The 26,388-nt window shown below is 55.3% G+C and carries 23 protein-coding genes; 16 read left to right on the top strand and 7 right to left on the bottom strand.

Annotated features, from left to right (window positions below):
- A complete protein-coding gene (gene queG, locus BWI95_RS03400) occupies positions 1 to 1,140 on the bottom strand; it encodes a tRNA epoxyqueuosine(34) reductase QueG (RefSeq protein WP_054803040.1) in 1,140 nt (379 codons plus the stop codon).
- A 14-nt stretch (positions 1,141 to 1,154) separates the two neighbouring features.
- Between queG and nnr the strand changes: the two genes are divergently transcribed.
- The 13 genes from nnr to rnr all read left to right on the top strand — a co-directional run bounded on the left by nnr (position 1,155) and on the right by rnr (position 16,128).
- Positions 1,155 to 2,666: a bifunctional ADP-dependent NAD(P)H-hydrate dehydratase/NAD(P)H-hydrate epimerase gene (gene nnr, locus BWI95_RS03395; protein WP_076769006.1), complete on the top strand. Its 1,512-nt coding sequence runs from the start codon at positions 1,155 to 1,157 to the stop codon at positions 2,664 to 2,666.
- The gene (gene tsaE, locus BWI95_RS03390) at positions 2,659 to 3,120 is read left to right on the top strand and encodes a tRNA (adenosine(37)-N6)-threonylcarbamoyltransferase complex ATPase subunit type 1 TsaE (protein WP_054803039.1); all 462 of its coding nucleotides are present in this window, start codon (positions 2,659 to 2,661) and stop codon (positions 3,118 to 3,120) included. Before nnr ends, tsaE begins: the two co-directional genes overlap by 8 nt.
- A 16-nt stretch (positions 3,121 to 3,136) precedes the next feature.
- Complete coding sequence (gene amiB / locus BWI95_RS03385) at positions 3,137 to 4,465, top strand: N-acetylmuramoyl-L-alanine amidase AmiB (protein ID WP_054803038.1); 1,329 nt, start codon at positions 3,137 to 3,139, stop codon at positions 4,463 to 4,465.
- Between the two features lie 11 nt (positions 4,466 to 4,476).
- Positions 4,477 to 6,354 carry a DNA mismatch repair endonuclease MutL gene (gene mutL / locus BWI95_RS03380; RefSeq protein ID WP_076769005.1) on the top strand — a complete coding sequence of 626 codons (1,878 nt, stop codon included), beginning with the start codon at positions 4,477 to 4,479 and terminating at the stop codon, positions 6,352 to 6,354.
- The gene (miaA, locus tag BWI95_RS03375) at positions 6,347 to 7,297 is read left to right on the top strand and encodes a tRNA (adenosine(37)-N6)-dimethylallyltransferase MiaA (RefSeq protein ID WP_076769004.1); all 951 of its coding nucleotides are present in this window, start codon (positions 6,347 to 6,349) and stop codon (positions 7,295 to 7,297) included. The genes mutL and miaA overlap by 8 nt, the downstream gene beginning before the upstream one ends.
- 96 nt (positions 7,298 to 7,393) lie before the next feature.
- On the top strand, positions 7,394 to 7,699 hold the full coding sequence (gene hfq / locus BWI95_RS03370; RefSeq protein WP_023478362.1) for an RNA chaperone Hfq: 306 nt from the start codon (positions 7,394 to 7,396) through the stop codon (positions 7,697 to 7,699).
- A gap of 74 nt (positions 7,700 to 7,773) precedes the next feature.
- The gene (hflX, locus tag BWI95_RS03365) at positions 7,774 to 9,054 is read left to right on the top strand and encodes a ribosome rescue GTPase HflX (RefSeq protein ID WP_023478522.1); all 1,281 of its coding nucleotides are present in this window, start codon (positions 7,774 to 7,776) and stop codon (positions 9,052 to 9,054) included.
- Positions 9,055 to 9,136: 82 nt separating this feature from the next.
- Positions 9,137 to 10,393, top strand: a complete 1,257-nt coding sequence (hflK, locus tag BWI95_RS03360; RefSeq protein WP_076769003.1) for an FtsH protease activity modulator HflK — start codon at positions 9,137 to 9,139, stop codon at positions 10,391 to 10,393.
- 2 nt (positions 10,394 to 10,395) lie between these two features.
- Positions 10,396 to 11,400: a protease modulator HflC gene (gene hflC, locus BWI95_RS03355; protein ID WP_023478485.1), complete on the top strand. Its 1,005-nt coding sequence runs from the start codon at positions 10,396 to 10,398 to the stop codon at positions 11,398 to 11,400.
- A 76-nt stretch (positions 11,401 to 11,476) separates the two neighbouring features.
- Positions 11,477 to 11,674: a DUF2065 domain-containing protein gene (locus tag BWI95_RS03350; RefSeq protein WP_023478406.1), complete on the top strand. Its 198-nt coding sequence runs from the start codon at positions 11,477 to 11,479 to the stop codon at positions 11,672 to 11,674.
- Between the two features lie 103 nt (positions 11,675 to 11,777).
- Complete coding sequence (gene purA, locus BWI95_RS03345) at positions 11,778 to 13,076, top strand: adenylosuccinate synthase (protein WP_023478343.1); 1,299 nt, start codon at positions 11,778 to 11,780, stop codon at positions 13,074 to 13,076.
- A 152-nt stretch (positions 13,077 to 13,228) separates the two neighbouring features.
- Positions 13,229 to 13,654 carry a nitric oxide-sensing transcriptional repressor NsrR gene (nsrR, locus tag BWI95_RS03340; RefSeq protein WP_023478375.1) on the top strand — a complete coding sequence of 142 codons (426 nt, stop codon included), beginning with the start codon at positions 13,229 to 13,231 and terminating at the stop codon, positions 13,652 to 13,654.
- 38 nt (positions 13,655 to 13,692) lie between these two features.
- Positions 13,693 to 16,128, top strand: coding sequence for a ribonuclease R (rnr, locus tag BWI95_RS03335; protein ID WP_076769002.1), 2,436 nt, complete (start codon positions 13,693 to 13,695; stop codon positions 16,126 to 16,128).
- A 75-nt stretch (positions 16,129 to 16,203) separates the two neighbouring features.
- Here rnr and BWI95_RS03330 read toward each other — a convergent pair whose 3' ends face one another.
- The gene (locus BWI95_RS03330; RefSeq protein WP_054803037.1) at positions 16,204 to 16,593 is read right to left on the bottom strand and encodes a hypothetical protein; all 390 of its coding nucleotides are present in this window, start codon (positions 16,591 to 16,593) and stop codon (positions 16,204 to 16,206) included.
- Positions 16,594 to 16,824: 231 nt separating this feature from the next.
- Between BWI95_RS03330 and BWI95_RS03325 the strand changes: the two genes are divergently transcribed.
- Entirely contained in the window at positions 16,825 to 17,070 is a 246-nt protein-coding gene (locus BWI95_RS03325) for a biofilm development regulator YmgB/AriR family protein (protein ID WP_094192953.1), read from the top strand.
- A gap of 53 nt (positions 17,071 to 17,123) precedes the next feature.
- On the opposite strand, the gene BWI95_RS03320 is transcribed toward BWI95_RS03325, so the two are convergent.
- The 4 genes from BWI95_RS03320 to BWI95_RS03305 all read right to left on the bottom strand — a co-directional run bounded on the left by BWI95_RS03320 (position 17,124) and on the right by BWI95_RS03305 (position 21,419).
- On the bottom strand, positions 17,124 to 17,408 hold the full coding sequence (locus tag BWI95_RS03320) for a hypothetical protein (protein ID WP_076769001.1): 285 nt from the start codon (positions 17,406 to 17,408) through the stop codon (positions 17,124 to 17,126).
- Positions 17,409 to 17,980: 572 nt separating this feature from the next.
- On the bottom strand, positions 17,981 to 18,502 hold the full coding sequence (locus tag BWI95_RS03315) for a DUF6882 domain-containing protein (protein WP_076769000.1): 522 nt from the start codon (positions 18,500 to 18,502) through the stop codon (positions 17,981 to 17,983).
- A 100-nt stretch (positions 18,503 to 18,602) separates the two neighbouring features.
- Entirely contained in the window at positions 18,603 to 20,597 is a 1,995-nt protein-coding gene (locus BWI95_RS03310) for a BCCT family transporter (protein ID WP_076768999.1), read from the bottom strand.
- A gap of 276 nt (positions 20,598 to 20,873) precedes the next feature.
- A complete protein-coding gene (locus tag BWI95_RS03305) occupies positions 20,874 to 21,419 on the bottom strand; it encodes a YfaZ family outer membrane protein (RefSeq protein ID WP_023478513.1) in 546 nt (181 codons plus the stop codon).
- A gap of 687 nt (positions 21,420 to 22,106) precedes the next feature.
- On the opposite strand from BWI95_RS03305, the gene BWI95_RS03300 reads away from it, so the two are divergent.
- The gene (locus BWI95_RS03300; protein WP_076770272.1) at positions 22,107 to 24,032 is read left to right on the top strand and encodes a methyl-accepting chemotaxis protein; all 1,926 of its coding nucleotides are present in this window, start codon (positions 22,107 to 22,109) and stop codon (positions 24,030 to 24,032) included.
- Between the two features lie 147 nt (positions 24,033 to 24,179).
- Positions 24,180 to 24,911, top strand: a complete 732-nt coding sequence (gene rlmB, locus BWI95_RS03295) for a 23S rRNA (guanosine(2251)-2'-O)-methyltransferase RlmB (protein WP_042711831.1) — start codon at positions 24,180 to 24,182, stop codon at positions 24,909 to 24,911.
- Positions 24,912 to 25,004: 93 nt separating this feature from the next.
- On the opposite strand, the gene BWI95_RS03290 is transcribed toward rlmB, so the two are convergent.
- The gene (locus tag BWI95_RS03290; protein WP_076768998.1) at positions 25,005 to 26,294 is read right to left on the bottom strand and encodes an MFS transporter; all 1,290 of its coding nucleotides are present in this window, start codon (positions 26,292 to 26,294) and stop codon (positions 25,005 to 25,007) included.
- Between the last annotated feature and the right edge of the window lie 94 nt (positions 26,295 to 26,388).

The raw sequence follows: 26,388 nt of genomic DNA, 5'->3' as shown, positions 1-26,388 counted from the left end.
TCAGGCATCGCGCGGCAGACCCTTTTCCACCACCCGCACCAGGCGCTGTTTTTGTGGCAGCTGCACTTCAACGACGCAGGCATTACGCTTCTCAATTTGCTGCGCAATCGCCCAGGTTATGTGCTCATCAAGAAGTGGGTGCTCACCCAGTCGCTGCTCCAGCGCCACGATATTTGCCTCATCCCACGGCGCATTGCCCAGCGCGACCGCAATATTGCGTAGCCAGCGCAGATGACCGATACGGCGAATAGCTGAACCTTCCGTGACTTTTAAAAAGTGCGCTTCACTCCAGGCGAACAGTTCAATCAACGCCGGTGCGTGCAGAGCTTTGCGCGGGCTGAAATCCGCTTCATCCGTAAGCTGCGAGAAGCGGTTCCACGGGCAGATAAGCTGGCAGTCATCGCAGCCGTAAATCCGGTTACCGATAAGCGGGCGGAATTCCTCGGGGATCGCGCCCTCTAACTCAATGGTGAGATAGGAGATACAGCGACGCGCATCGACGGTATAGGGCTCGACAATCGCCCCGGTTGGGCAGATGGTCATACAGGCGACGCAGCGCCCGCACGCTTCCTCGACCGGTTGATCGACGGGCAGGGGAAGGTCAATCAGCAGTTCGCCAAGAAAGAAAAACGACCCCGCATCGCGGCTAAGAATAAGTGAGTGCTTACCTGTCCAGCCAAGCCCGGCTTTTTCCGCCAGCGGCCGTTCAAGAATGGGCGCGGAGTCGACAAACGGTCTAAAATTCAGCGAAGCACACTGCTGCTGGATCAGTTCGCCGAGCTTTTTAAGGCGGCTACGCAGCAGCTTATGATAATCGCGACCCAGCGCGTAGCGGCTGACATAGCCGAGCGCCGGGTTTTTCAGCGTGCTGGCGAAGGCCGCGTTCGGCGGCAGGTAGTTCATACGTACGCTGATAACGCGAAGCGTGCCGGGGAGAAGCTCATGGGGGCGGGCGCGCATCATACCGTGACGCGCCATCCACTCCATCTCGCCGTGATACTGCTTATCCAGCCACGCCTGCAGCTTCGGCTCGCTGGCGGTGAGATCGGTATCGGTAATACCGACCTGCTGAAAACCTAATTCAGTGCCCCATTGCTTGATTTGTTGCGCTAACTGATTGAGATCGAGGGGCTGTGACATGACGGACCATAGAGATGAAAAAAAACGCGGCAAGTATACCACACTCCATCTGGCCTGCTGGCGACCTGAAACGTCTCGAACAAGAGGCGGCCGACAGCCTTGGCATTACGTTATATGAATTGATGCTGCGCGCAGGCCAGGCCGCCTTCCAGCTGGCGCGGGATAACTTTCCCAATACAAAGCACTGGCTGGTGCTCTGCGGGCATGGCAATAACGGCGGCGATGGCTATGTTGTCGCGCGCCTTGCTGCCGCTGCGGGCATTGAGGTTACCCTCATCGCGATCGAGAGCGATAAACCGCTGCCGGAAGAGGCGGCACAGGCGCGTGAGGCCTGGCTCAATGCTGGCGGCATGATCCACGCCGAAGAGGCGCTCTGGCCTGAAGGTGTTGATCTGATTATCGACGGCCTACTCGGCACCGGCTTGAGCAGCGCACCGCGCGACAACGTTACGGCGCTGATTACGCGCGCCAACCAGCACGCTGCGCCGCGTATTTCTCTTGATATCCCCTCGGGTCTTAATGCGCAGACCGGCACCACACCCGGTGCAGTGATTCAGGCCAGCCATACCATCACTTTTATTGCTTTGAAACCAGGCCTGCTTACCGGCAAAGCGCGCGATGTGGTAGGGCAACTGCATCACCATGCGCTGGGCCTTGAGGCCTGGCTTGATGGTCAGCAGCCACCCCTTTCCCGTTTTGACGCCAGCCAACTTTCAGAATGGTTTACGCCGCGCCCGCCAACCTCTCATAAAGGGGATAATGGCCGACTGGTGATTATTGGCGGCGACCACGGTACGGCGGGCGCTATCCGTATGACGGGCGAAGCGGCTTTGCGCACCGGCGCAGGGTTGGTGCGTATTCTGACGCGCCGCGAGAACATTGCCCCCATCATCACCCAGCGGCCGGAGCTTATGGTTGATGAACTTACTCCAGAGTCCCTTGATGAGAGCCTCGAATGGGCCGACGTGGTGGTGATTGGTCCCGGCCTCGGTCAGCAGGAGTGGGGTAAAAAAGCCCTGCAAAAAGTGGAGAACTTCCGTAAACCGATGCTGTGGGATGCGGATGCGCTGAACCTTCTGGCAATCAACCCCGATAAACGTCACAATCGCGTATTGACGCCGCACCCCGGCGAAGCGGCGCGTCTGCTTAACTGCAGCGTGGCGGAAATTGAGAGTGATCGCTTACTTTCGGCGCAGCGTCTGGTAAAACGCTATGCGGGCGTGGTAGTGCTGAAAGGCGCGGGCACGGTGGTGGCGAGCGCGGAAGGCGAATGCGGTATTATTGATGCCGGCAATGCCGGAATGGGCAGCGGCGGCATGGGCGATGTGCTCTCTGGTATTATCGGCGCGCTGCTCGGACAGAAATTCAGTTTGTATGATGCTGCCTCTGCAGGCTGCGTCGCGCACGGCGCGGCGGCGGATCTGCGGGCGGCGCAGTATGGCCAGCGCGGCATGCTGGCTACCGATCTTTTTAGCACGCTGCTGCGTGTTGTTAACCCGGATGTAATTGATACAGAAAATGATTAATCGCGTGATTCCTTTACCTGATGAACAAGCCACCCTCGATCTCGGCCAGCGCGTGGCGCAAGCGTGCGCGGGCGCAACGGTGATTTATCTGTATGGCGATCTTGGTGCCGGCAAAACCACCTTTAGCCGCGGCTTCCTGCAGGCACTGGGTCACAACGGAAATGTGAAAAGCCCGACCTACACGCTGGTAGAGCCGTACGACCTCGATAAGCTGATGGTCTATCACTTCGATCTCTATCGGCTTGCCGATCCGGAAGAGCTCGAGTTTATGGGCATCCGCGACTATTTTGCCAACGACGCGATCTGCCTCGTCGAGTGGCCGCAGCAGGGCACAGGCGTATTGCCGGAGCCGGATATTGAAATCCATTTAGATTATCAGGCGCAGGGGCGTGAGGCGCGCATTGGCGCGGTATCCTCATCGGGCGAATCGTTACTGGCGCGTATGGCTGGTTAACAGGAAAGGTGACGGGATGATCTCTCGCATAACAAGTTGGTTGGCGCTTACGCTGTTGATGCTCTGTTTCCAGGTTAACGCCGCGAGTTTAGCGGATATTCAGGTATCGAATGGCGAAAGCCAGGCGCGCATTACCTTCAGTTTTATGGGCGATCCTGACTATGCGTTTAGCCAGCAGGGCAAGCGCAGCGTGGCGCTCGATATTAAGCAGACCGGCATTATCCAGGGGTTGCCGCTGCAGTTCAGCGGGAATAACCTGGTAAAGAGCATCCGTGCCGGGACGGCGAAGGATAACCAGTCGATCCGCCTGGTGGTCGACCTGACGCAAAACGGCAAAACCCGCGCGGTAAAACAGCAGAGCGGGGCAGGGTATACGGTGGTCTTCACCATCGATGCCGATGCGCCACCTCCGCCTCCGCCACCACCCGTGGTGGTGAAGCGCGCCGAGACGCCGGTTATGAGGCCGCAGCCGAGCGCGCCTGCGCGCAACCCGTTTAAACCGGACAACGATCGCATCACCAGCGTGGTGAGCAGTAATACCACCACCCGGCCTGCCTCCCAGGCGCGCGCGGCCTCGGGTGATAAAGTGATTATCGCGATTGATGCCGGTCACGGCGGCCAGGATCCTGGCGCAATTGGCGCAGGCGGCACGCAGGAGAAGAGCGTGACGATTGCCATTGCGCGTAAGCTTCGCGCTTTGCTGAATGCCGACCCAATGTTTAAACCGGTGATGACCCGCGACGGCGACTACTTTATTTCGGTAATGGGCCGTTCCGACGTGGCGCGTAAACAGAACGCCAACTTCCTGGTTTCGATTCATGCGGATGCCGCGCCGAACCGCGACGCGACGGGCGCATCGGTGTGGGTGCTCTCTAACCGCCGTGCGAACAGCGAAATGGCAAGCTGGCTTGAGCAGCACGAGAAGCAGTCGGAACTGCTGGGCGGCGCAGGCGATGTGCTGGCGAACAGCCAGTCCGACCCTTACCTCAGCCAGGCGGTGCTCGATCTGCAATTCGGCCACTCCCAGCGTGTCGGCTATGATGTCGCCACCAATATGCTGAGCCAGCTGCAGCGCGTGGGCGCGCTGCATAAACGCCGCCCGGAGCATGCGAGCCTTGGCGTGCTGCGCTCGCCGGATATTCCCTCGGTGCTGGTCGAAACCGGGTTTATCAGCAATCGCAGCGAAGAGCGGCTGCTTGCCAGCGACGATTACCAACAGCAAATCGCGGCGGCCATTTATGGCGGTCTGCGTAACTACTTCCTTGCGCATCCTCTGCAATCAGCCCCGCAGGGCGGCGCGCAAATGGCGAACGCGGGCGCGCCCGCAGATGGTCTGCTTAACTAAGGATTCTTTTCATGCCGATACAGGTTCTACCGCCACAGCTTGCGAACCAGATCGCCGCAGGCGAAGTGGTTGAGCGCCCTGCGTCGGTAGTAAAAGAGCTGGTGGAGAACAGTCTGGATGCCGGTGCGACGCGTATCGACATCGATATTGAGCGCGGCGGTGCCAAGCTTATCCGCATCCGCGATAACGGCTGCGGCATCAAAAAAGAGGAGCTGGCGCTGGCGTTAGCACGCCATGCCACCAGTAAGATTGCCTCTCTCGATGATTTAGAAGCGATCATTAGCCTTGGCTTTCGCGGCGAAGCGCTGGCGAGTATCAGTTCGGTTTCGCGCTTAACGCTCACTTCGCGCACCGCTGAGCAGCAGGAAGCGTGGCAGGCCTATGCCGAAGGGCGCGAGATGGCGGTCACGGTAAAACCTGCCGCCCATCCGGTGGGTACCACTCTTGAAGTGCTGGATCTCTTCTATAACACCCCGGCGCGGCGCAAGTTTATGCGTACGGAAAAGACCGAGTTCAACCATATCGATGAGGTGATCCGCCGCATCGCGCTGGCGCGCTTCGACGTCACTATTAACCTCAACCATAACGGTAAGATGGTGCGCCAGTACCGCGCGGTCGCGCAGGGCGGACAGAAAGAGCGTCGGCTGGGTGCCATTTGCGGGATGCCTTTTCTTGAAAAGGCACTGGCGATTGAGTGGCAACACGGCGATTTAGCCCTGCGTGGCTGGGTCGCCGATCCCAAGAGCAACACCGCTGCGTTTACCGATATTCAATATTGCTATGTGAATGGCCGCATGATGCGCGACCGGTTGATTAACCATGCCATTCGGCAGGCCTGCGAAGATAAGCTCGGGGCCGATCAGCAACCCGCTTTTGTGCTCTATCTTGAGATCGATCCGCACCAGGTGGATGTCAACGTCCATCCGGCCAAGCATGAAGTGCGCTTTCACCAGTCGCGGCTGGTGCATGACTTTATCTATCAGGGCGTACTGAGCGTGTTGCAGCAGCAGCTTGACGCGACGCTGCCGCTCTCGGACGAACCTGCGCCGCGCGTGCTGCCGGAAAACCGCGTGGCCGCCGGACGCAATCAGTTTGCCGAGCCGCGCGCCGCGCGCGAACCCGAGGCAGGATCTTATTCGCCCTCTTCTGGCGGCGGATCCTCCTCCGGTGCCTCTTCCCGTTCGCCTGCAAGCGGCGATCGCAGCTGGCCGAACGCGCAGCCGGGTTATCAGAAACAGCAGGGCGCGCTTTATCAGAAGCTGCTGGAAACGCCGGTGGCTGAGCCGAAAGCGGAGAAGCGAGCACCCGCTGCAACGCCTGCGCTCGACGGACACAGCCAGAGTTTTGGCCGCGTGCTGACGCTGATTGCGCCGCACTATGCGCTGCTTGAGCGCGACGGCAAGCTGGCGCTGCTGGCACTGCCGGTGGCCGAGCGCTGGCTGCGTCATGCGCAACTCTCGCCGGATAATGCGCCGGGCTGCGGGCAGCCGTTGTTGATTCCGGTACGCCTGAAAATTTCTACTGATGAGAGCGCGGCGCTCAAGCGCGCGCAGCCCGTGCTGACGCAAATGGGCATTGAATTTGTGCCGGATGGCCATCACGTAACCATTCGCGCGGTGCCTTTACCCTTGCGCCAACAAAATTTACAAAACTTGATTCCTGAACTGTTAGGCTACCTGGCGCAGCAGACAAGCATTGACGCGGTGAATATTTCCCACTGGCTGGCGCGCCGTCTGGCGACTGAACATGCGCAGTGGAGTATCGCTCAGGCGATCACCTTATTAGCCGACGTTGAACGGCTTTGTCCGCATCTGGTAAAGACCCCGCCGGATGGTTTATTACAACCTGTTGATTTACAAAAGGCGATGAACGCCCTGAACGATGAGTGAAGTGAGTAAGGCAAGCCTGCCGAAGGCAATTTTTTTGATGGGCCCAACGGCCTCCGGTAAAACAGCGCTCGCAATCGCGTTACGTAAAGTTTTGCCAGTTGAGTTGATAAGCGTTGATTCAGCCCTTATTTATCAAGGCATGGATATCGGTACAGCTAAACCGAACGCGGAAGAGCTTCGCGCTGCGCCGCACCGGTTGCTTGATATCCGGGATCCGGCGCAGGCCTACTCGGCAGCGGATTTCCGCCGCGATGCGCTGGCAGAGATGAAAGCGATCACCGATGCGGGCCGTATTCCTCTGCTGGTGGGCGGCACGATGCTCTACTTTAAGGCGCTGCTGGAAGGATTATCCCCTTTGCCATCAGCCGATCCGAAGGTACGAGCCGAGATTGAACAGCAGGCTGCAGAGCGTGGATGGGATGCGTTACATGCGCAGTTACAGATAATCGATCCTGTCGCTGCAGCACGAATCCATCCGAATGATCCGCAAAGGCTTTCCCGGGCACTGGAAGTTTTTTTCATTTCGGGTAAAACTTTAACAGATCTGACGCAAACGTCAGGAGACGCTCTGCCTTACCAGGTGCATCAGTTCGCCATCGCCCCGGCGAGCCGTGAACTGCTCCATCAGCGAATCGAGCAGCGTTTTCACCAGATGTTAGCTTCAGGTTTTGAAGCAGAAGTGCGGGCGCTTTTTGCTCGCGGAGATTTGCATACGGATATGCCTTCCGTTCGTTGTGTGGGATACCGCCAGATGTGGTCCTATCTCGAAGGCGAGATTTCATACGATGAAATGGTTTATCGAGGTATTTGCGCGACGAGGCAGTTAGCCAAGCGACAGATGACCTGGCTACGCGGATGGAGTGAGGTTCACTGGTTAGAGAGTGAAAAGCCAGAAAAGTCTTACCATGACGTGTTACAGGTAGTTAGTGCTATCGCAGGGTGAATGTGTACAATTACCGCGTATCGTGCGCAAATTTTTACGCAGTTTTCAGAGCTTCCGGGTTCTAAGTACAAAACAAGCATATAAGGAAAAGATAGAATGGCTAAGGGGCAATCTTTACAAGATCCGTTCCTGAACGCACTGCGTCGGGAACGTGTTCCAGTTTCAATTTATTTGGTGAATGGTATCAAACTGCAAGGACAGATTGAGTCTTTCGATCAGTTCGTTATTTTGCTGAAAAACACAGTCAGCCAAATGGTTTATAAGCACGCGATTTCGACCGTTGTTCCGTCCCGCCCGGTTTCACATCACAGCAACAATGCGGGTGGCGGCTCCAACAACAACTACCACCATGGTAGCAACGCGCAAGGCTCTGCACAGCAGGACAGCGAAGAAACCGAGTAAGGTTGAAGGCTGATTTCCAGATCGGGGAGCCAGTTTCGCTGTGTTCCCCGCTGGTATTTAATGAGGGTTTACGCTTGTTTGACCGTTATGACGCCGGTGAGCAGGCGGTGCTGGTACACATCTATTTTTCGCAAGACAAAGATATGGAAGATCTCCAGGAGTTTGAAGCTCTGGTCTCTTCCGCCGGTGTCGAAGCAATGCAGGTGATTACCGGTAGCCGTAAAGCACCGCACCCCAAATATTTCGTTGGTGAAGGTAAAGCAGTCGAGATTGCAGAAGCCGTAAAAGCAACGGGTGCGTCCGTCGTACTCTTTGATCATGCGCTATCCCCTGCCCAGGAACGTAACCTGGAGCGACTGTGCGAATGTCGCGTTATCGATCGCACCGGCCTGATTTTGGATATTTTTGCCCAGCGTGCACGAACGCACGAGGGGAAATTGCAGGTAGAACTGGCGCAGTTGCGCCATCTGGCGACGCGCCTTGTGCGTGGCTGGACCCACCTTGAAAGACAGAAGGGCGGGATTGGTTTGCGTGGTCCGGGTGAAACCCAGCTCGAAACCGACCGTCGTTTGTTACGTAATCGCATTACCCAAATCCTCTCGCGCCTGGAAAAGGTTGAGAAGCAGCGTGAACAGGGGCGTCGTTCCCGTACCAAGGCGGATATTCCTACGGTTTCACTGGTGGGTTATACCAACGCCGGTAAATCGACGCTGTTTAACCAGATAACCGAAGCGCAGGTCTACGCAGCCGACCAGCTGTTCGCCACGCTGGATCCGACGCTGCGCCGCATTGACGTTGCCGATGTCGGTGAAACCGTACTGGCCGATACCGTCGGCTTTATTCGCCACCTGCCGCACGATCTGGTTGCCGCGTTTAAAGCGACGCTGCAGGAGACGCGCCAGGCGACGCTGCTGCTGCACGTGATTGACGGCGCTGATGTGCGCGTACAGGAAAATATCGACGCGGTGAACACGGTGCTCGAAGAGATCGATGCACATGAGATCCCGACGCTGCTGGTAATGAACAAAATCGATATGCTGGAAGATTTCGAGCCGCGTATCGACAGAGATGAAGAGAACAAACCGACCCGCGTCTGGCTCTCCGCCCAGACGGGGGCTGGCGTACCACTGTTATTCCAGGCTTTGACAGAACGTCTTGCCGGCGAAGTTGCGCAGCACACGCTGCGGCTGCCAGCGGAAGAGGGGCGTTTAAGAAGCCGGTTTTATCAGCTTCAGGCAATAGAAAAAGAGTGGACGGAAGAGGATGGCAGCGTAGGTATGCAGATACGGATGCCCATCGTTGACTGGCGTCGACTCTGTAAACAAGAACCGGCGCTCGAAGAGTACATCGTTTGATCGGCAAAGCCTGAAGATTTTTCCCCTTTGGGGGTGCCCGCCTGTGCGGGCATACACCGCAAAATAAATATGGAGCACATACATGGCGTGGAATCAGCCCGGTAACAACGGACAAGACCGCGACCCGTGGGGAAGCAGCAAACCAGGCGGCAACTCTGAGGGAAATGGAAACAAAGGCGGTCGCGATCAGGGGCCACCTGATCTGGATGATATCTTCCGCAAGCTGAGCAAAAAGCTCGGCGGTCTGGGCGGTGGCAAAGGCACCGGCGGGAGTAATCCAGGCGCTTCTGGCCCTCGCAGTCCACTGGGCGGGCGCGTGTTCGGCATCGCTGCCGTTGCTGCCGTGGTGATCTGGGCTGCGACCGGCTTCTACACCATTAAAGAAGCGGAACGCGGCGTGGTGACACGCTTTGGTAAGTTCAGTCACCTGGTTGAACCGGGTCTGAACTGGAAGCCAACCTTTATCGACAACGTGACGGCGGTGAACGTCGAATCCGTTCGTGAACTGGCTGCCTCTGGCGTGATGCTCACCTCTGATGAAAACGTCGTGCGCGTTGAGATGAACGTGCAGTACCGCGTAACCGATCCTCAGCGCTATCTGTTTAGCGTTGCCAGCGCCGATGACAGTCTGCGCCAGGCGACCGACAGCGCCCTGCGCGGCGTAATCGGCAAATACACCATGGATCGTATTCTGACCGAAGGGCGTACCGTTATTCGTAGCGATACCCAGCGCGAGCTGGAAGAGACCATTCGTCCTTACAACATGGGTATTACTCTGCTGGACGTCAACTTCCAGGCCGCTCGTCCGCCGGAAGAGGTGAAAGCCGCGTTTGATGATGCGATTGCCGCCCGTGAGAACGAGCAGCAGTTCATCCGTGAAGCGGAAGCCTACACCAACGAAGTGCAGCCGCGTGCGAACGGTCAGGCGCAGCGTATCCTCGAAGAGGCGCGCGCGTACAAAACGCAGACCGTGCTGGAAGCGCAGGGTGAAGTGGCGCGTTTTGCCAAGATCCTGCCTGAGTATAAAGCTGCTCCGGAAATCACCCGTGAGCGTCTCTATATCGAAGCGATGGAGAAAGTGCTGAGCCACACCCGTAAAGTGCTGGTGAATGATAAAGGCGGCAACCTGATGGTGCTTCCGCTGGATCAGATGCTGAAAGGCGGTAACGCGCCGGCGGCGAAGAGCGACAGCAACGGCGCAAATAATCTGCTGCGTCTGCCGCCTGCCTCCAATTCCGGCAGCAACGCCAACAGCAGTTCGACTTCCTCTGCGGGAGATATCATGGATCAACGCCGCGTCAACGCGCAGCGTAACGACTACCAGCGTCAGGGGGAATAACGATGCGTAAGTCAGTAATCGCGATCATCATCATCGTGCTGGTAGTGTTTTTCACCTCGATTTTCGTGGTGCGAGAGGGCGAGCGCGGAATTTCGCTGCGCTTCGGTAAAGTGTTGCGTGACGGCGACAACAAGCCGTTAGTCTTTGAACCGGGCCTGCACTTCAAACTGCCGTTTATTGAATCGGTCAAACTGCTCGATGCGCGTATCCAGACCATGGATAACCAGGCGGATCGCTTTGTGACCAAAGAGAAGAAAGACCTGATCGTCGACTCCTATATCAAGTGGCGCATCAGCGATTTCAGCCGTTACTACCTGGCTACCGGCGGCGGTGACGTCTCCCAGGCTGAAGTGCTGCTGAAACGTAAGTTCTCTGACCGTCTGCGTTCTGAGATTGGTCGCCTGGATGTGAAAGATATTGTCACCGACTCCCGCGGCCGTTTGACCTCGGAAGTGCGCGACGCGCTGAACTCCGGCTCTGCGGGCACCGAAGATGAAGTGGTCACGCCAGCGGCGGATGACGCTATCGCGAAAGCAGCGGAACGCGTTCAGGCTGAAACGAACGGCAAAGTGCCGGTCATCAACCCGAACAGTATGGCCGCGCTGGGCATTGAAGTGGTCGATGTGCGTATTAAGCAGATCAACCTGCCGACGGAAGTGTCGGATGCGATCTACAACCGTATGCGCGCCGAGCGTGAAGCGGTTGCGCGTCGCCACCGTTCACAGGGTCAGGAAGAGGCGGAAAAACTGCGCGCTACTGCGGACTATGAAGTGACGAAAACGCTGGCGGAAGCCGAGCGTCAGGGTCGCATCATGCGTGGTGAAGGCGATGCCGAAGCGGCGAAACTGTTTGCTGATGCCTTCAGCCAGGATCCGGACTTCTACGCCTTTATCCGTAGCCTGCGTGCGTACGAAAACAGCTTCGACAGCAACCAGGATGTGATGGTGCTGAGCCCGGACAGTGATTTCTTCCGTTATATGAAGACGCCGACCTCAACCGCACGCTAATATCGCGTCAACGGTTTTGATAATGAAAACCACCGCCTCACTCCGGGCGGTGGTTTTTCTTTTGTGAGGATGACCCATGAACGCAACAATCTGGCTCGCGCTGGCGTTAGTTTTGGTGCTTGAAGGGCTTGGCCCGATGCTTTATCCGCGTGCCTGGCGGCGAATGATCGCCTCATTGAGCCAGCTTCCGGATAATATTTTGCGCCGTTTTGGCGGTGGACTTGTGGTTGCAGGCATCGTTGTCTACTACATGTTGAGGAAAACGATTGGCTGAGGCAATAATCGGCTAACTCGCGGGAATTTTGCACGGAAAAAGTGCTGATTCTCTAAAAAAGCGGTGGTAGAATCCATTTTTAAGCAAACGGTGATTTTGAAAAATGGGTAACAACGTCGTCGTACTGGGCACCCAATGGGGTGACGAAGGTAAAGGGAAGATTGTCGATCTTCTGACTGAACGGGCTAAATATGTTGTACGCTACCAGGGCGGTCACAACGCAGGCCATACTCTCGTAATCAACGGTGAAAAAACCGTCCTCCATCTTATTCCATCAGGCATTCTTCGCGAAAACGTCACCAGCATCATCGGTAACGGTGTTGTGCTGTCGCCTGCTGCACTGATGAAAGAGATGAAAGAACTGGAAGACCGTGGTATCCCGGTTCGCGAACGTCTGCTGCTCTCTGAAGCCTGCCCGTTAATCCTTGATTATCACGTTGCGCTGGACGTCGCTCGCGAGAAAGCGCGCGGTGCGAAAGCGATCGGCACCACAGGTCGCGGTATCGGCCCGGCCTATGAAGATAAAGTTGCCCGTCGCGGTCTGCGCGTTGGCGACCTGTTCGATAAAGCGACCTTCGCCGATAAACTGAAAGAAGTGATGGAATATCACAACTTCCAGCTGGTGAACTACTACAAAGTTGAAGCGGTTGACTACCAGAAAGTGCTGGACGATGTGATGGCAATTGCCGACATCCTGACCGCTATGGTTGTTGACGTTTCCGACTTGCTGGATCAAGCGCGTAAGCGCGGCGACTTCGTGATGTTCGAAGGCGCGCAGGGCACGCTGCTGGATATCGACCACGGTACCTATCCGTACGTCACCTCCTCAAACACCACCGCAGGCGGTGTTGCTACCGGTTCCGGCCTTGGCCCGCGCTACGTTGATTACGTGCTGGGCATCATCAAAGCCTACTCCACTCGCGTGGGTGCAGGTCCGTTCCCGACCGAACTGTTTGATGAAACCGGCGAGTTCCTTTGCAAGCAGGGTAACGAATTTGGCGCGACCACCGGTCGTCGTCGTCGTACCGGCTGGCTGGACGCCGTTGCCGTGCGCCGTGCCGTACAGATCAACTCCCTCTCTGGTTTCTGCCTGACCAAGCTGGACGTGCTGGATGGCCTGAAAGAGGTGAAAATCTGCGTCGCTTACCGCATGCCGGATGGCCGCGAAGTGGACACCACGCCGCTGGCTGCCGACAACTGGGAAGGTATCGAGCCGATCTACGAAACCATGCCGGGCTGGTCTGAAACCACCTTTGGCGTGAAAGAGCGCAGCGGTCTGCCGCAGGCAGCGCTCAATTACATCAAACGTATTGAAGAACTTACTGGTGTACCGATCGATATCATCTCTACTGGTCCGGATCGCACTGAGACCATGATTCTGCGCGACCCGTTCGACGCATAATCCTGCTTAAGGGCGCGAAATTCGCGCCCTTTCTCCTCGCTTTTTTTACCTTTCTGTTCAAATAAATTAGCGACCTGACTGGTGGCTGGTTTATCATCAATAAAGTCAATACCTACGGGTATCTCGCTTTTTTTCCTGTTATTGAGGTTGGTGTGCAGTTAACAAGCTTTACCGATTACGGTTTACGCGCTTTGATTTACATGGCGGCATTGCCGGAAGGGCAGATGACCAACATTTCTGCAGTGACAGAAACGTATGGTGTCTCCCGTAATCATATGGTTAAGATAATCAATCAGCTAAGTCGTGAAGGCTATGTCGCGGCGGTGCGTGGAAAAAATGGCGGTATCCGCCTGGGTAAGCCCGCGCGAGATATTCGTATCAGTGATGTTGTGCGCTCTCTTGAACCGCTGACTTTGGTGAACTGCCACAGCGATTTTTGCCACATCACCAACGCTTGCCGACTGAAAGTCGCCCTCTCAAAAGCCGTGCAGAGTTTCCTGAAGGAACTTGATAACTACACGCTTGCCGATTTGGTTGAAGAGAATCAACCGCTTTACAAATTATTGCTGGTGGAATGACGAAACGCTCCGCCAGAGCTGACAACGGAGGAACCGCTATGTCACAAGATCCTTTCCTCGAACGCGAAACTGAAAAATACTCTAATCCTATTCCCAGCCGCGAATTTATCCTCGACCATCTCTCCAAACGCGAAAAGCCTGCCAGCCGCGATGAACTGGCTGTTGAGCTTAATGTCGAAGGCGAAGAACAACATGAAGCCCTGCGCCGACGTCTGCGCGCCATGGAGCGCGACGGGCAGCTGGTCTTCACCCGCCGCCAGTGCTACGCCTTACCCGAACGTCTCGACCTGCTGAAAGGCATTGTTATTGGCCACCGCGATGGCTACGGTTTTCTGCGTGTCGAAGGCCGCAAAGACGATCTCTATCTCTCCAGCGAGCAGATGAAAACCTGCATCCACGGCGACCAGGTGCTGGCACAGCCGCTGGGCGCGGACCGCAAAGGGCGTCGCGAAGCGCGCATTGTCCGCGTACTGGTGCCGAAAACCGGGCAGATTGTCGGCCGCTACTTCACCGACGCTGGCGTCGGCTTTGTAGTGCCGGACGACAGCCGCCTGAGCTTCGATATCCTTATCCCGCCTGAAGAGATTATGGGCGCGCGCATGGGCTTTGTAGTAGTGGTCGAACTGACCCAGCGCCCGACTCGCCGCACCAAAGCAGTGGGTAAAATCGTTGAAGTGCTGGGCGACAACATGGGCACCGGCATGGCCGTCGATATGGCGCTGCGCACCCATGAAATTCCCTACCAGTGGCCGCCGGAAGTCGAAAAGCAGATTGCTGACCTGAAAGAGCAGGTGCCGGAAGAGGCCAAAGTGGGCCGCGTCGATCTGCGTAATCTGCCGCTGGTCACTATTGATGGCGAAGATGCCCGCGACTTTGATGACGCCGTTTACTGTGAGAAGAAACGCGGCGGCGGCTGGCGCTTATGGGTTGCCATCGCCGATGTCAGCTACTACGTGCGCCACGGTACGCCGCTGGACAACGAAGCGCGTAATCGCGGCACCTCCGTCTACTTCCCGTCGCAGGTTGTTCCAATGCTGCCAGAAGTGCTCTCCAACGGCCTCTGTTCCCTGAACCCGCAGGTAGACCGCCTCTGTATGGTGTGTGAGATGACCATCTCCGCCAAAGGGCGTCTGACCGGATATAAGTTCTACGAAGCGGTGATGAGCTCCCACGCGCGTCTGACCTACACCAAGGTGTGGCATATGCTGCAGGGCGATGGCGAACTGCGCGAACAATACGCGCCGCTGGTAAAACACATTGAAGAGCTGCATACCCTCTATAAAACCCTTGAGCAGGCGCGCGCAGAGCGCGGCGGCATCTCCTTTGAGAGCGAAGAGGCGAAGTTCATTTTCAACGCCGAACGCCGAATTGAGCGCATTGAGCAGACGCAGCGTAACGACGCGCACAAGCTGATTGAAGAGTGCATGATCCTCGCCAATATCTCTGCGGCACGCTTCGTTGAGAAGGCAGAAGAGCCTGCACTGTTCCGTATTCACGATAAACCGACCAACGACGCTATTACCTCGTTCCGTACCGTGCTCGCCGAGCTGGGCCTGGAGCTGCCGGGCGGCAACAAGCCGGAGCCGCGCGATTATGCCGCGCTGCTGGAATCGATCGCCGATCGTCCCGATCACGAGATGCTGCAAACCATGCTGCTGCGCTCGATGAAACAGGCGATCTACGATCCGGAAAACCGCGGCCACTTTGGCCTGGCGCTGCAATCCTATGCGCACTTTACCTCGCCGATTCGCCGTTACCCGGATCTTTCGTTGCACCGTGCGATCAAGTACCTGCTGGCGAAAGAGCAGGGCGAGAAGGGTAACAGCACCGCAACGGGCGGATGGCACTACAGCATGGAAGAGATCCTCCAGCTGGGTCAGCACTGTTCGATGGCCGAGCGCCGCGCCGATGAAGCGACCCGTGATGTTGCGGACTGGCTGAAGTGCGACTTTATGCAGGATCAGGTGGGTAACACCTTCTCCGGCGTCATCGCCAGCGTCACCGGTTTCGGCTTCTTTGTGCGTCTTGTTGACCTGTTTATCGATGGTCTGGTGCACGTATCGTCGCTGGATAACGACTACTACCGCTTTGACCAGGTTGGTCAGCGCCTGATTGGCGAATCCGGCGGTCAGACCTATCGCCTGGGCGACCGGGTTGAAGTGAAGGTTGAAGCGGTCAATATGGATGAGCGTAAGATCGACTTCTCGCTTATCTCCAGCGAGCGCGCCCCGCGTAACCCGGGTAAAACCGATCGCGAGCGTAACAAGAAAGGCACCGCAGGTCGCAGCAACGCGAGCAAAAAACCGCCGCGTCGCCAGGCCAATAAAAAGGTGAATTTCGAACCGGATAGCGAATTCCGTGGCGATAAAGCCAAGGGCAAAGCAAAAAAAGCGAAAAAGCCCTCTGAGAAAACGCAAAAAATAGCCGCCGCGACCAAAGCAAAACGCGCGTCGCGCAAGAAAAAAGCCGATTGATAATCAAAACCCCTTCTGCAAAGAGGGGGTTTTTCTTTATAGCGTCAGGGCAATAACGCTCCGCGAAATAATGCGTCAGAGGAAAGCCGTTTCGGCGCTACCAATTTCCGTTAAGTCATATCCATTGAATTTCATACCGATGCCGTGCTCTGGATCGATTTGAGTCGAAAAGAGTAAACCGAACCCCCTCTTTTCCTGCGATAGTAGATAGATTTTTATTAGCGTCAGATCGCTGAGCGCTGCGGAATAGATCCGCGCCGTATAGTTCTGCGCTTCGATAATCGCGGTATCAAAAATGGCGTGTTGCTGATGAATAAGAAAGGCGATTGTCTCCCTTATATTTTCATCCACCACATCGCACTCAAGGGCAGTACATTGCACCGCCTGCGCGCCAAAAGCGAGCAGGGTTAAATCTGTCGTTATACCTTCATCATCTTGATAAAAATCGCGGTAATCGCAGCCCATTTCTTCTCTCCTGAGCAGGTTTGCATCCCCACGAAAAGCCGCGTCAGAGTGCGCTCTACAAGGGTTCGGTAGGGAGAAGGTTATCAAAACGAGAGGATATATCTTTAAAAAGATTGCGCGCTAACGTTTTCACGTCTAACTTGTCGGTGTTGTACAAGTTTCGTGGGGAAATCTGTACAACATACTGGGCTGACTGCAAAGGATAGCCACGTCACTTTTTCTAGCGAGTTTATGATGAATAACGCGACTTTTAAGACATTTGAGACTACAGACAGCAAGCTTCATGCCTTTGAGGCCGAAAAACAGATTATTGACGAGCTGACCTTTGCACTGAAATCAGTGAAAACCGTGGTAACTAATAAGGATCTGATTCTGGCCCTTATTAGCCGCCTCGAGACGGAATCCGATGTTGTCCAGAATGACATCCTGCGCAACGCGCTGGAGATGATTGTTCATCGCACCCAGGATGATATCTAAATAAATGGATTTAGCACGGCAGCCTCTGCGCAAGTGGAGGCTGCCGTTTTTTATTAATGGATCTTGTCGTCTGCGCCTGGCTTCCACTGTGCAAGGAAGTTCTTACGGCTCACCGGCACACGCGAACGTTCGTTCGTCGTTTTGGCAATCATCGCCTGAATCTCATCAATAGCGCTGTCGCAGGCGGCAATACCTTCGCGGTTTACTGCCTGTTTGCGTTTGTCATTGAGTATTTCCAGCACGGCGCGAAAAGAGACTGCCTCATCGGTGTTCAGCAGCTGTTTAACAGCCTTTTCGATAAGCACGCCTGCCTTTTTTTCGGTATCAATGGTGCTCATGGTCTCCTCCTGTTAGGGGCTGCGAAGCGAGGCTCTCACTCTTTCAGTGCGCTCTGCTTTTTTTGCCACCCCTGCGTTGGTGAGCGTTCTCTGGAAAAGATCTCCAGCTGAGTCAAACCTGCGTCTTTTAATTAATAAAAAATCGCCCTGAACGAATAAAGATGCATATTTAAATCGCCTTATAAGAATTGTCGCTAAAAAAAGTTTTCTTATAAGCGGTGAAACACTTTGTATATTAAATAATAAGTCGCGCTTTTGAATTAATCACTGTTTATTTAATTATAAAAGATATTTGTGCTCTCTTCTTTTTTTGAGAACTATCTGCTTTTTATTCTATTGTTGATAATAAAAAACAGAAAAAGTGTGGTTTTAAATATTTTATTTTTCAGTGAGATAGATGATTTTTTGTCAGGCTGGCGTTTATCAGAAAACAGCTAAATTTGTTATTAGAAAGCATAACAGTTTGCGCTATTTTTATGATAACAGTTGAGCGTTAATTGAGATTTAGCTTAATCATTAAATCTGGAAAATAGGCCGTTCTGGGCGTTATTTTCCAGATTTGCAACATACCGTTACGCTTGTTTATTAATAGTCACATTGTCATAGACCATAAATACCCGGGTGGTGCCAGCGAGGCCGCTATATCCACCCTGACCGCCGCCAAGATGGCAGGCGAGTGCGGTAAAGGTCCAGGCATCTTCTGTCGAGGCGCTAATCTGGCGTGTGGTTAACGCTTCCAGACCATGCTGCTCGCCAAACGTGCGCACACAGGCGGCATATTCGCCGAGCGGTTCGCGCACGGAAGGGTGATCCCAGCCCCATAGCCAGGAGCCCTCTTCGGTATCATAGGTGCCCACCACTTGAACCGGTGCGGTAATGACCCACCCCTTTTCATGATTGGTAAAGGTAATGGTCCCTGCATCGAGATCGACGCCCCACTCGGCGCTGTCGATCCCCCACATCTCCGTTGCCGCCTGCGTACGCTGCTGCATCTCATTATTGGCGCGGGCAATGGTCAGGTCGGGTTCGCGAAGCACTTCATCCTTCGCTTTATCATTACCGCCGCCAAACCACTTCTTAAAAAAATTGGCCATCCAGGGTCTCCATTAACGCGTTGTCGTTTCGGCAAAATTTAGCACGCCAGGGCTTGATAACCAGATGAAAAAACACCGCCCGCAGGCGGTGTTGTCGTGGTTAACGAACCAGATGCAGGAAGTGTAGATGCTTTTCATATTGATCAAGAATATCGTTGATCAACTGCTCCTGGTTCCAGCCCATAACATCATAGTTTTGCCCGCCCTCTTTCAGGTAGATTTCCGCGCGGTAGTACTTATGCTGCTCCGCCTGTTGTTCATCGCTCTCCAGACCCGAAATCGCAAAGGTAGGGGTGTTATACCCGCGCAGCCTCACTTCATAGATAAAGTTAAGCTCATCGCCCAGGTCGACTTCGAAGCGAATACGATCGTCCGCCGCGTCGCTGATGGTGCTGCGCGTTCCCTGCTTATTCAGCTCCTCCTGCACCAGCGTCATGGCCGGCTGGATAACATCATCCATAAAACGTTTTACCAGCGAGCGTTTGGGCAGATAGGCGATATTACGTAACCGGCGCTGCCACGGAATCGGGTTGCGCGCCGCAGTCGGCGCGATGGTCGCCATACTCTGACTTTCACGTTTTGTGAGATCCCGGCGCAACGCTTTCAACAGCCCATAAATCGAGATCAGCAGGATCACCGAGAAGGGCAGCGCACTGGCAATGGTCACCGTTTGCAACGCGCTTAACCCGCCCGCCAGCAGCAGCGCAATTGCCACCACGCCCATCAGCCCTGCCCAGAAGATGCGCTGCCAGACCGGCGTATGGCTTGAGCCACCGGAGGCGAGAGTATCCACCACCATGGCACCAGAGTCAGCAGAGGTGACAAAGAAGACGATCACCATCGCCATGGCGATAAACGACAGGATGCTGGAGAAAGGGAAGTGCTCAAGGAAGTTAAACAGCGCCAGCGCGACATCCTGCTGCACGGTGTCAGCCAGGTCGCGTGCGCCTTCGGTCATGATGAGATGGATCGCGCTGTTACCAAACACCGTCATCCACAGCAGCGTGAAACCTGCCGGGACAAACAGCACGCCGGTGACAAACTCGCGGATCGTTCTGCCACGGGAAACACGCGCGATAAACATACCGACGAACGGCGACCAGGAGAGCCACCAGCCCCAGTAGAGCAGCGTCCAGCCGCCCAGCCAGTTGCTCGACTTCGGCTCATAGGCGTAAAGGTTAAAGGTTTTACTCACCAACTCGGAGAGATATCCGCCGGTGTTCTCGACAAAGGATTTAAGCAGCAGCACCGTCGGGCCAAGCAGCATCACTAACGCCAGCAGCAGCGCCAGGCTGAGGTTCAGCTCAGAGAGGATACGGATCCCTTTATCGAGCCCCGATACCACGGAAATGGTGGCAAGGCCGGTGATCACGACGATCAAAATGACCTGCACGGTTTCATTAATCGGCACACCGAAAAGGTGATTCAGACCAGCATTGACCTGCAATACGCCGTAGCCCAGCGAGGTGGCGACGCCAAAGACCGTACCGATCACCGCGAAAATATCGACGGCGTGACCCAAAGGCCCATAAATGCGATCGCCAATAATCGGGTAGAGCGCGGAGCGCAGCGTCAACGGTAAACCGTGGCGGTAGCTGAAGAAGGCGAGGATCAACGCGACGATAGCGTAGATGGCCCAGGCATGCAGACCCCAGTGGAAAAAGGTCAGGCGCATCGCCTGCTTGGCGGCCTCAATGGTTTCAGGTGTCCCCACCGGTGGCGATAAATAGTGCATCACCGGCTCCGCCACACCAAAGAACATCAGGCCGATCCCCATGCCTGCCGAGAAGAGCATGGCGAACCAGGAGTGGTAGCTGAAATCGGGCTGTGCATGGTCGGGGCCAAGTTTTATATCGCCGTAGCGCGAAAGCCCAAGGAAGGTCACGCTCAGCAGGATCAGCGCGACGGCAAGGATATAAAACCAGCTGGCATTGGTGAAAAGCTCCTGCTGTAGCAGCTTGAATTTGCTGCCAGCCAGCTCGGGAAAAAGCGAGGCAAAAGCCACAAGGAGCACGATTAATAACGCCGATGTAGCAAACACAGGCTTATTGATCGTGTTCCCGGCCTTTTTTGTCGAAAGATTTTGTTCACTCATAATCTATTCATTCCATAGGTTGGTTGCCCTGAACGGATATAAAGAACAGCGAAATAGTAACAAATATGATGGTCAAGAGAAGTTATTATTCGAACGAATATAACTCTGTAAAACATAATCTTTATGCGGTAATGCCTGGGCGGGTGTCATCCCTGGGCTCGCAGGGTTTTATCTTTGTTACTGGAAGGTGAGTCGCGGTAGAGGATCGATCCTGCCTGCGCGCCAATGTTAAGGCGGGGGAATCGGGGAGACGCGCGCTCCCCGCTGTGCGAGATATCAGAAGGTGACGCCAGCGCCTAAATAGGCCCCGTCGATAATGGTGTGGCCCGGACGACCATCTTTGCCATCGACGCTTGCGTGGCGGTAACCGGCTTTAAGCGTAAGCGGCGTGATAGGTGTCCATTTAATGCCGCCATTCGCTTCGACGTAGTTTTTCACGCTGTTGGTCAGACCTTCCGGTGCAGAGTAGCCTTCGCCATAGAGATGAATGCTGTCCGTCAGCGCCCAGTCGATGCCGCCGCCAATCGGGAAGGCCACGCCGTTATCGCCTTTTTTCGGCCCGAGGTAGACGGCTTTAGTGCCGGCTGAGAGGGTCAACGGACCGAGGCCAAAGTTATAACCTACACCCAGGCTGCCCAGCTGCGCGCCATCTTTAGTATTTTTTACCCAGTTGCTCTCTGCATATAAGCCGTCTGAGCTTTTGCCTAATTCAGCATTGAGATTGGTGTAGTTCTTACTTTGTTCGGCGGTAAAACCCATTGCCAGGGCTGAACCCGATGCCATCACCAGAGATAAAGATAAAAGTACGGATAATTTTTTCACGTTTGTTACTCCTCAATAATTTCGCAGTGAACTTATCAAGTGAGCGGCTGTCTGAAAAATTGCGCTGGTCTCAAAATGTAAATTGCGTAACGCTGATATTTAATGCCCGTTATGGCTATTATTTAACGATGTCAATGCTGGTTACCCGTCTGGTTTAGCGTTGGTTTAATTCCCCGCCTCAATTAATAGTGAATATTTACCCTGATTGTTCTTTTTTTAACCGTCGCTTTAAATGTGAAAAGTATTACCATCGCAATTAATAATAATCATTTCTCTTTGACCTTAATATGCAGTTACATTCTTTGAAATAATTATATGTGGCATGAACTCTATAACCCTGCTTGCTTACAAGTTTGCATCATCTATCTACCATTGCCGAAGGGCTGCGCCGCTTCGCTCAGGCACTCTTGCTCCAGCGCGCAACCGCCTAGTGCAAACTTATTTACAACGACATTAATAGCACCCTAATAAAATGCCAACTCTAAAAAAACAAATAAATATGATATATCCTAAGCGAAGCGGTAATATTTTATGCCGAAATGGATTCGTTGTTCGTTGCAGTAATACGTGATTTAGATCATGAATACTGTACTTTACGTATAAGCTGAAGAATAAATCATAAAGTTAAATTTTAAGGCTGACGATAACTGGAAATAGCGCCCAAAATCTAACTTTATGGTGAACCGTATGTCCGTTACCGCTTTTGTAGGAAACATCACGAATAATCTAAGCGTCGGCAAAAAACTGACCTCCAGTTTTATTATCGTGCTTATTATTATGATGATTACCGTTGCAACAGGTCTTATTGGCTTTAAAAAAGTTGAAGAAAATGCGGATAAAGAAGCGGTTACCGTCCAGATGGTAAATACACTCAGCACCGCACGGCTTAATCGCACCCTTTATCAATATACCGGCTCGGCAGAAAACGCTGATAAAAACCTCAAGGCTTTACAACAAATTATTGAGCTGGCGAAAACGCTGGATACCTTTTCCTGGAGCCAGGAAGGCCAGACAAAAATTGACAGCCTGCAACAGCAAACCGAAACCTATATGGCACAAAGGAGCACCTTTGTTTCGTCAATACAACGCCGTAATGAACTGGCCGCCGCATTACGTAGCGCAAAGATTGAAGATATCGCCCAGCAGGCCGCTTCACTGAGCGTCAGCGATAGCTTGCCACCTGAAAGCGCGGTGGTGGCCGTGCGCCTTGAAGCGCGGTTGCAGGAGTCGGCGCTGTTAATTGAAGAGCTGATTGACTCCGGCAGCGCTGATACGGCTGCCCGTCTCAGCACCGCACTTCAGCAAAGCGCGGAATATGGGAAAGCGCTGGCCGGGCAGGGCGGAGAACTCGCCTCTTTAAATGCCGCCTTGACCACCGAGCTTGCCAGCCTGCAGGGGAATATTGACCAATTCGTTACTACGTTTGCCAATCAGGCAACGCAGTCCAAAACCCTGACTGGCACCGCCACTCAGTTAAACGAATCCGTTGAGAATTTCTTCGTCTGGCAGCAGGCGCAGGTGAAGGAAACCATGTCTCATGCGATGACTATCATGCTGCTTGCAGCCGCAGTAGGCATTGCGATTGCGCTGCTGATTGCCTGGCGCATCACCCGTAACATTACCCGTCCGCTGCGTGAAACGCTGCACATCGCCGAGCGCATTTCGCAGGGCGATCTCACCATGTCTATCACCACCCAACGTCGCGATGAGCCGGGGCTGCTGCTGCAAGCGGTTTCCGTGATGAATGAGAACCTGAAAGAGGTGATCTCCCGTGTGCGTAGCGGCGTGGAGAGCGTGTCGCGCGCCTCGGCGGAAATCGCCGCGGGCAATATCGATCTCTCCTCGCGTACCGAGCAGCAGTCCGCTGCGGTAGTGGAAACTGCCGCCAGTATGGAAGAGCTGACCTCGACGGTGAAACAGAATGCGGAAAACGCCAGCCACGCCAGCAAACTGGCGGCAGAGGCCTCTTCCAGCGCCGACCGCGGTGGCAAGATTGTTGGTGAAGTGGTCACCACCATGGAGGGGATCCGCGCCAGCTCGCACAAAATTGGCGACATCATCAACGTTATTAACAGCATCGCTTTCCAGACCAATATCCTCGCGCTTAACGCCGCAGTAGAAGCGGCGCGTGCGGGCGAACAGGGACGCGGGTTTGCCGTGGTCGCAGGCGAGGTGAGAACGCTGGCGCAGCGCAGCGCCACGGCGGCGAAAGAGATTGAAGCCCTGATCCACGAAGCGGGCAGCCAGGTGGAGAACGGTTCTAAGCTGGTGGCGGGGGCCGGTGAAGCGATGGAGGGGATCGTCAACTCTGTGGCCCAGGTCCGCAATATCATGAACGAGATTGCCGGCGCGTCTGAAGAGCAGAGCCGCGGCATCTCGCAGATCGGTCAGGCGATGGCAGAGATGGATACCACCACCCAGCAGAACGCCGCGCTGGTGGAGGAGTCCTCCGCGGCGGCAAGCTCCCTCGAAGAGCAGGCGCGCGAGCTGGAGCAGACTATCTCCATCTTTACCCTCTCCGGCCATAAAGCGCAGGCCGCGAAAAAGCCAGCGGCAAGCAAGCCCGCCGCGCTTAAACCGGCGCTGGCAGAGACAAGCTGGGAGAGTTTTTAACGCGCATTGCCCGGGGTTTAGGTAAACCTGCCGCCTCGTGCGGCGGGTTAAGTTCGACCTGAGGCGTGGGTTGGTTATAATGGGCGCCGGTGATATCTATCACGGCCCTAACAACCCGGCGCAAACCGCCCCAAATGAGTACCATCAATGAGTGAAATGATTTACGGCATCCATGCGGTGCAGGCCCTGCTGGAGCGCGCCCCGGAGCGTTTTCAGGAAGTCTTTATTCTGAAAGGCCGCGAAGATAAACGTCTTATGCCGCTGATCCACGCGCTGGAAGCGCAGGGCGTGGTGATCCAGGTGGCGAACCGCCAGTATCTGGATGAGAAGAGCGAAGGCGCGGTGCACCAGGGGATCATTGCACGCGTTAAGCCTGGCCGTCAGTATCAGGAAAACGATCTGCCGGATCTGATCGCCAGCCTCGATCAACCCTTCTTTTTGATCCTCGATGGCGTCACGGATCCCCATAACCTCGGGGCCTGTTTGCGTAGCGCCGATGCGGCGGGCGTCCATGCGGTGATCGTACCGAAAGATAAATCGGCCCAGCTGAACGCCACGGCGAAAAAGGTGGCCTGCGGCGCGGCGGAGAACGTACCGCTGATCCGTGTGACCAACCTGGCGCGCACCATGCGTCTGTTGCAGGAAGAGAGTATCTGGATCGTCGGCACCGCGGGCGAAGCGGATCACACCCTGTTCCAGAGCAAAATGACCGGCCCGATGGCGCTGGTGATGGGCGCGGAAGGTGAAGGTATGCGCCGTCTGACCCGCGAGCACTGCGATGAGCTGATCAGCATTCCGATGGCGGGCAGCGTCTCCTCGCTGAACGTTTCGGTCGCGACCGGTATCTGCCTGTTTGAAGCGGTGCGCCAGCGCAGTTAAGTGCACGTAATGCCGGATGGCGCTTCGCTTATCCGGCCTACGCAACAGTGCCGGATGGCGCTTTGCTTATCCGGCCTACGCAAAATCGCGCTATTACTCCTCTAAAGACCGCAGATGGTCATCCTTATTGAGCGTCATCAGCGCCGCAATACTCACCACCGCTGTTGCCATCACGTAATAGGCCGGAATATCCAGGTTACCGGTCTGCTTAATCAGCCCGGTAATGATCAACCCCGCACAGCCCGAAAAGAGCGCGTTTGAGAGCGAATAGGCCACGCCCAGGCCGGTGTAACGCACGCGCGTTGGAAACATCTCCGACAGCATCGCCGGGCCGGGGCCTGCCAGCACCCCCACCAGACCACCCGCAATCAGCACCACCACCGCTTTCACCGCCAGCGTGCTCGACTCTGCCTGCAGGATTTTGAGCAGCGGCAGCGCGAGGATCAGCAACAAGATTGTTGCCGTCACCATGACCGTACGGCGGCCATAACGGTCGCTCGCTATTCCGGCAGGTATGATGGTCAGCGCAAAGCCGACATTGGAGATCACCGCAATCAGCAGCGCCTGGTTAAAGCCGGTATGCAGCGCCGATTGCAGGTAGGTCGGCATAATCACCAGATAGGTGTACCCGGCGGCGGACCACACCATCACCCGGCCGATACCCATAAAAATCGCTTTCAGCGTCGCGGTACGGTTGGCCTGCTGGACGACCGGTTTCTCCTGCTGTTGCACAAAGCTTGGCGTCTCCTCCATGCTCACCCGCAGCCACAGCGCGACCACGCCCATCGGCAGGGCGAGGAAGAATGGGATACGCCAGCCCCACTCGTGCAGTGCTTCCGGCGTGAGGATCGTCGAGAGCAGCGCCACCACGCCCGCGCCGCTGAGCAGCCCCAGCGCAACGGTAAAGGATTGCCAGGCGCCATACAGCCCGCGTTTACCGCGCGGAGCGAACTCGGTCATCAGCGACACCGCGCCGCCATACTCACCGCCGGCAAACAGCCCCTGCAAAATACGCAGCCCGGTAATGATCATCGGTGCGGCAATGCCAATCGAGGCATAGACCGGTACCATGCCGATAGCAGCAGTCGCCAGCGTCATCAGCACCAGGACGATAATCAGCATCGGTTTACGCCCGAGACGATCGCCAATGCGCCCAAACAGCACCGCGCCCAGCGGGCGAAAGAAAAAGGCGATGGCAAACGACGCGTAAGTGAGGATCAAGCTGGTCAACCCCGTGTCGCCCGCCAGCTGGAAGAAGTTTTTCGCAATCACGGTGGCGAGAAAGCCATACACCGCAAATTCATACCACTCGATAAAGTTGCCAATCGAGCCGGCGATAAGCGCACGCTTATGCGCATCTGGCGCAGGGTGAGGTGAATGCATAATGATTCTCGTTGGGAAGGTGAGAATAAATTATTCATTAGAATGTCAGCGGGGAAATATATTATTCCTGAATAATGTGAGCCGTTTCACGATT

Source organism: Kosakonia cowanii JCM 10956 = DSM 18146, assembly GCF_001975225.1.
Taxonomy (GTDB): domain Bacteria; phylum Pseudomonadota; class Gammaproteobacteria; order Enterobacterales; family Enterobacteriaceae; genus Kosakonia; species Kosakonia cowanii.
Note: the sequence above shows the minus strand (reverse complement) of the source record. Positions and strands in the feature narration are given on the sequence as shown.

Excerpts from the sequence above, each read along its gene's own strand:
- amiB (WP_054803038.1), top strand. The coding sequence starts at position 3,137 with ATGATCTCTCGCATAACAAGTTGGTTGGCGCTTACGCTGTTGATGCTC.
- queG (WP_054803040.1), bottom strand. The coding sequence starts at position 1,140 with ATGTCACAGCCCCTCGATCTCAATCAGTTAGCGCAACAAATCAAGCAA.
- miaA (WP_076769004.1), top strand. The coding sequence starts at position 6,347 with ATGAGTGAAGTGAGTAAGGCAAGCCTGCCGAAGGCAATTTTTTTGATG.
- mutL (WP_076769005.1), top strand. The coding sequence starts at position 4,477 with ATGCCGATACAGGTTCTACCGCCACAGCTTGCGAACCAGATCGCCGCA.
- BWI95_RS03330 (WP_054803037.1), bottom strand. The coding sequence starts at position 16,593 with ATGGGCTGCGATTACCGCGATTTTTATCAAGATGATGAAGGTATAACG.
- hfq (WP_023478362.1), top strand. The coding sequence starts at position 7,394 with ATGGCTAAGGGGCAATCTTTACAAGATCCGTTCCTGAACGCACTGCGT.
- hflK (WP_076769003.1), top strand. The coding sequence starts at position 9,137 with ATGGCGTGGAATCAGCCCGGTAACAACGGACAAGACCGCGACCCGTGG.
- rnr (WP_076769002.1), top strand. The coding sequence starts at position 13,693 with ATGTCACAAGATCCTTTCCTCGAACGCGAAACTGAAAAATACTCTAAT.
- BWI95_RS03300 (WP_076770272.1), top strand. The coding sequence starts at position 22,107 with ATGTCCGTTACCGCTTTTGTAGGAAACATCACGAATAATCTAAGCGTC.
- BWI95_RS03320 (WP_076769001.1), bottom strand. The coding sequence starts at position 17,408 with ATGAGCACCATTGATACCGAAAAAAAGGCAGGCGTGCTTATCGAAAAG.
- nnr (WP_076769006.1), top strand. The coding sequence starts at position 1,155 with ATGAAAAAAAACGCGGCAAGTATACCACACTCCATCTGGCCTGCTGGC.
- rlmB (WP_042711831.1), top strand. The coding sequence starts at position 24,180 with ATGAGTGAAATGATTTACGGCATCCATGCGGTGCAGGCCCTGCTGGAG.
- tsaE (WP_054803039.1), top strand. The coding sequence starts at position 2,659 with ATGATTAATCGCGTGATTCCTTTACCTGATGAACAAGCCACCCTCGAT.
- hflC (WP_023478485.1), top strand. The coding sequence starts at position 10,396 with ATGCGTAAGTCAGTAATCGCGATCATCATCATCGTGCTGGTAGTGTTT.
- BWI95_RS03315 (WP_076769000.1), bottom strand. The coding sequence starts at position 18,502 with ATGGCCAATTTTTTTAAGAAGTGGTTTGGCGGCGGTAATGATAAAGCG.
- BWI95_RS03310 (WP_076768999.1), bottom strand. The coding sequence starts at position 20,597 with ATGAGTGAACAAAATCTTTCGACAAAAAAGGCCGGGAACACGATCAAT.
- BWI95_RS03350 (WP_023478406.1), top strand. The coding sequence starts at position 11,477 with ATGAACGCAACAATCTGGCTCGCGCTGGCGTTAGTTTTGGTGCTTGAA.
- purA (WP_023478343.1), top strand. The coding sequence starts at position 11,778 with ATGGGTAACAACGTCGTCGTACTGGGCACCCAATGGGGTGACGAAGGT.
- BWI95_RS03290 (WP_076768998.1), bottom strand. The coding sequence starts at position 26,294 with ATGCATTCACCTCACCCTGCGCCAGATGCGCATAAGCGTGCGCTTATC.
- BWI95_RS03325 (WP_094192953.1), top strand. The coding sequence starts at position 16,825 with ATGATGAATAACGCGACTTTTAAGACATTTGAGACTACAGACAGCAAG.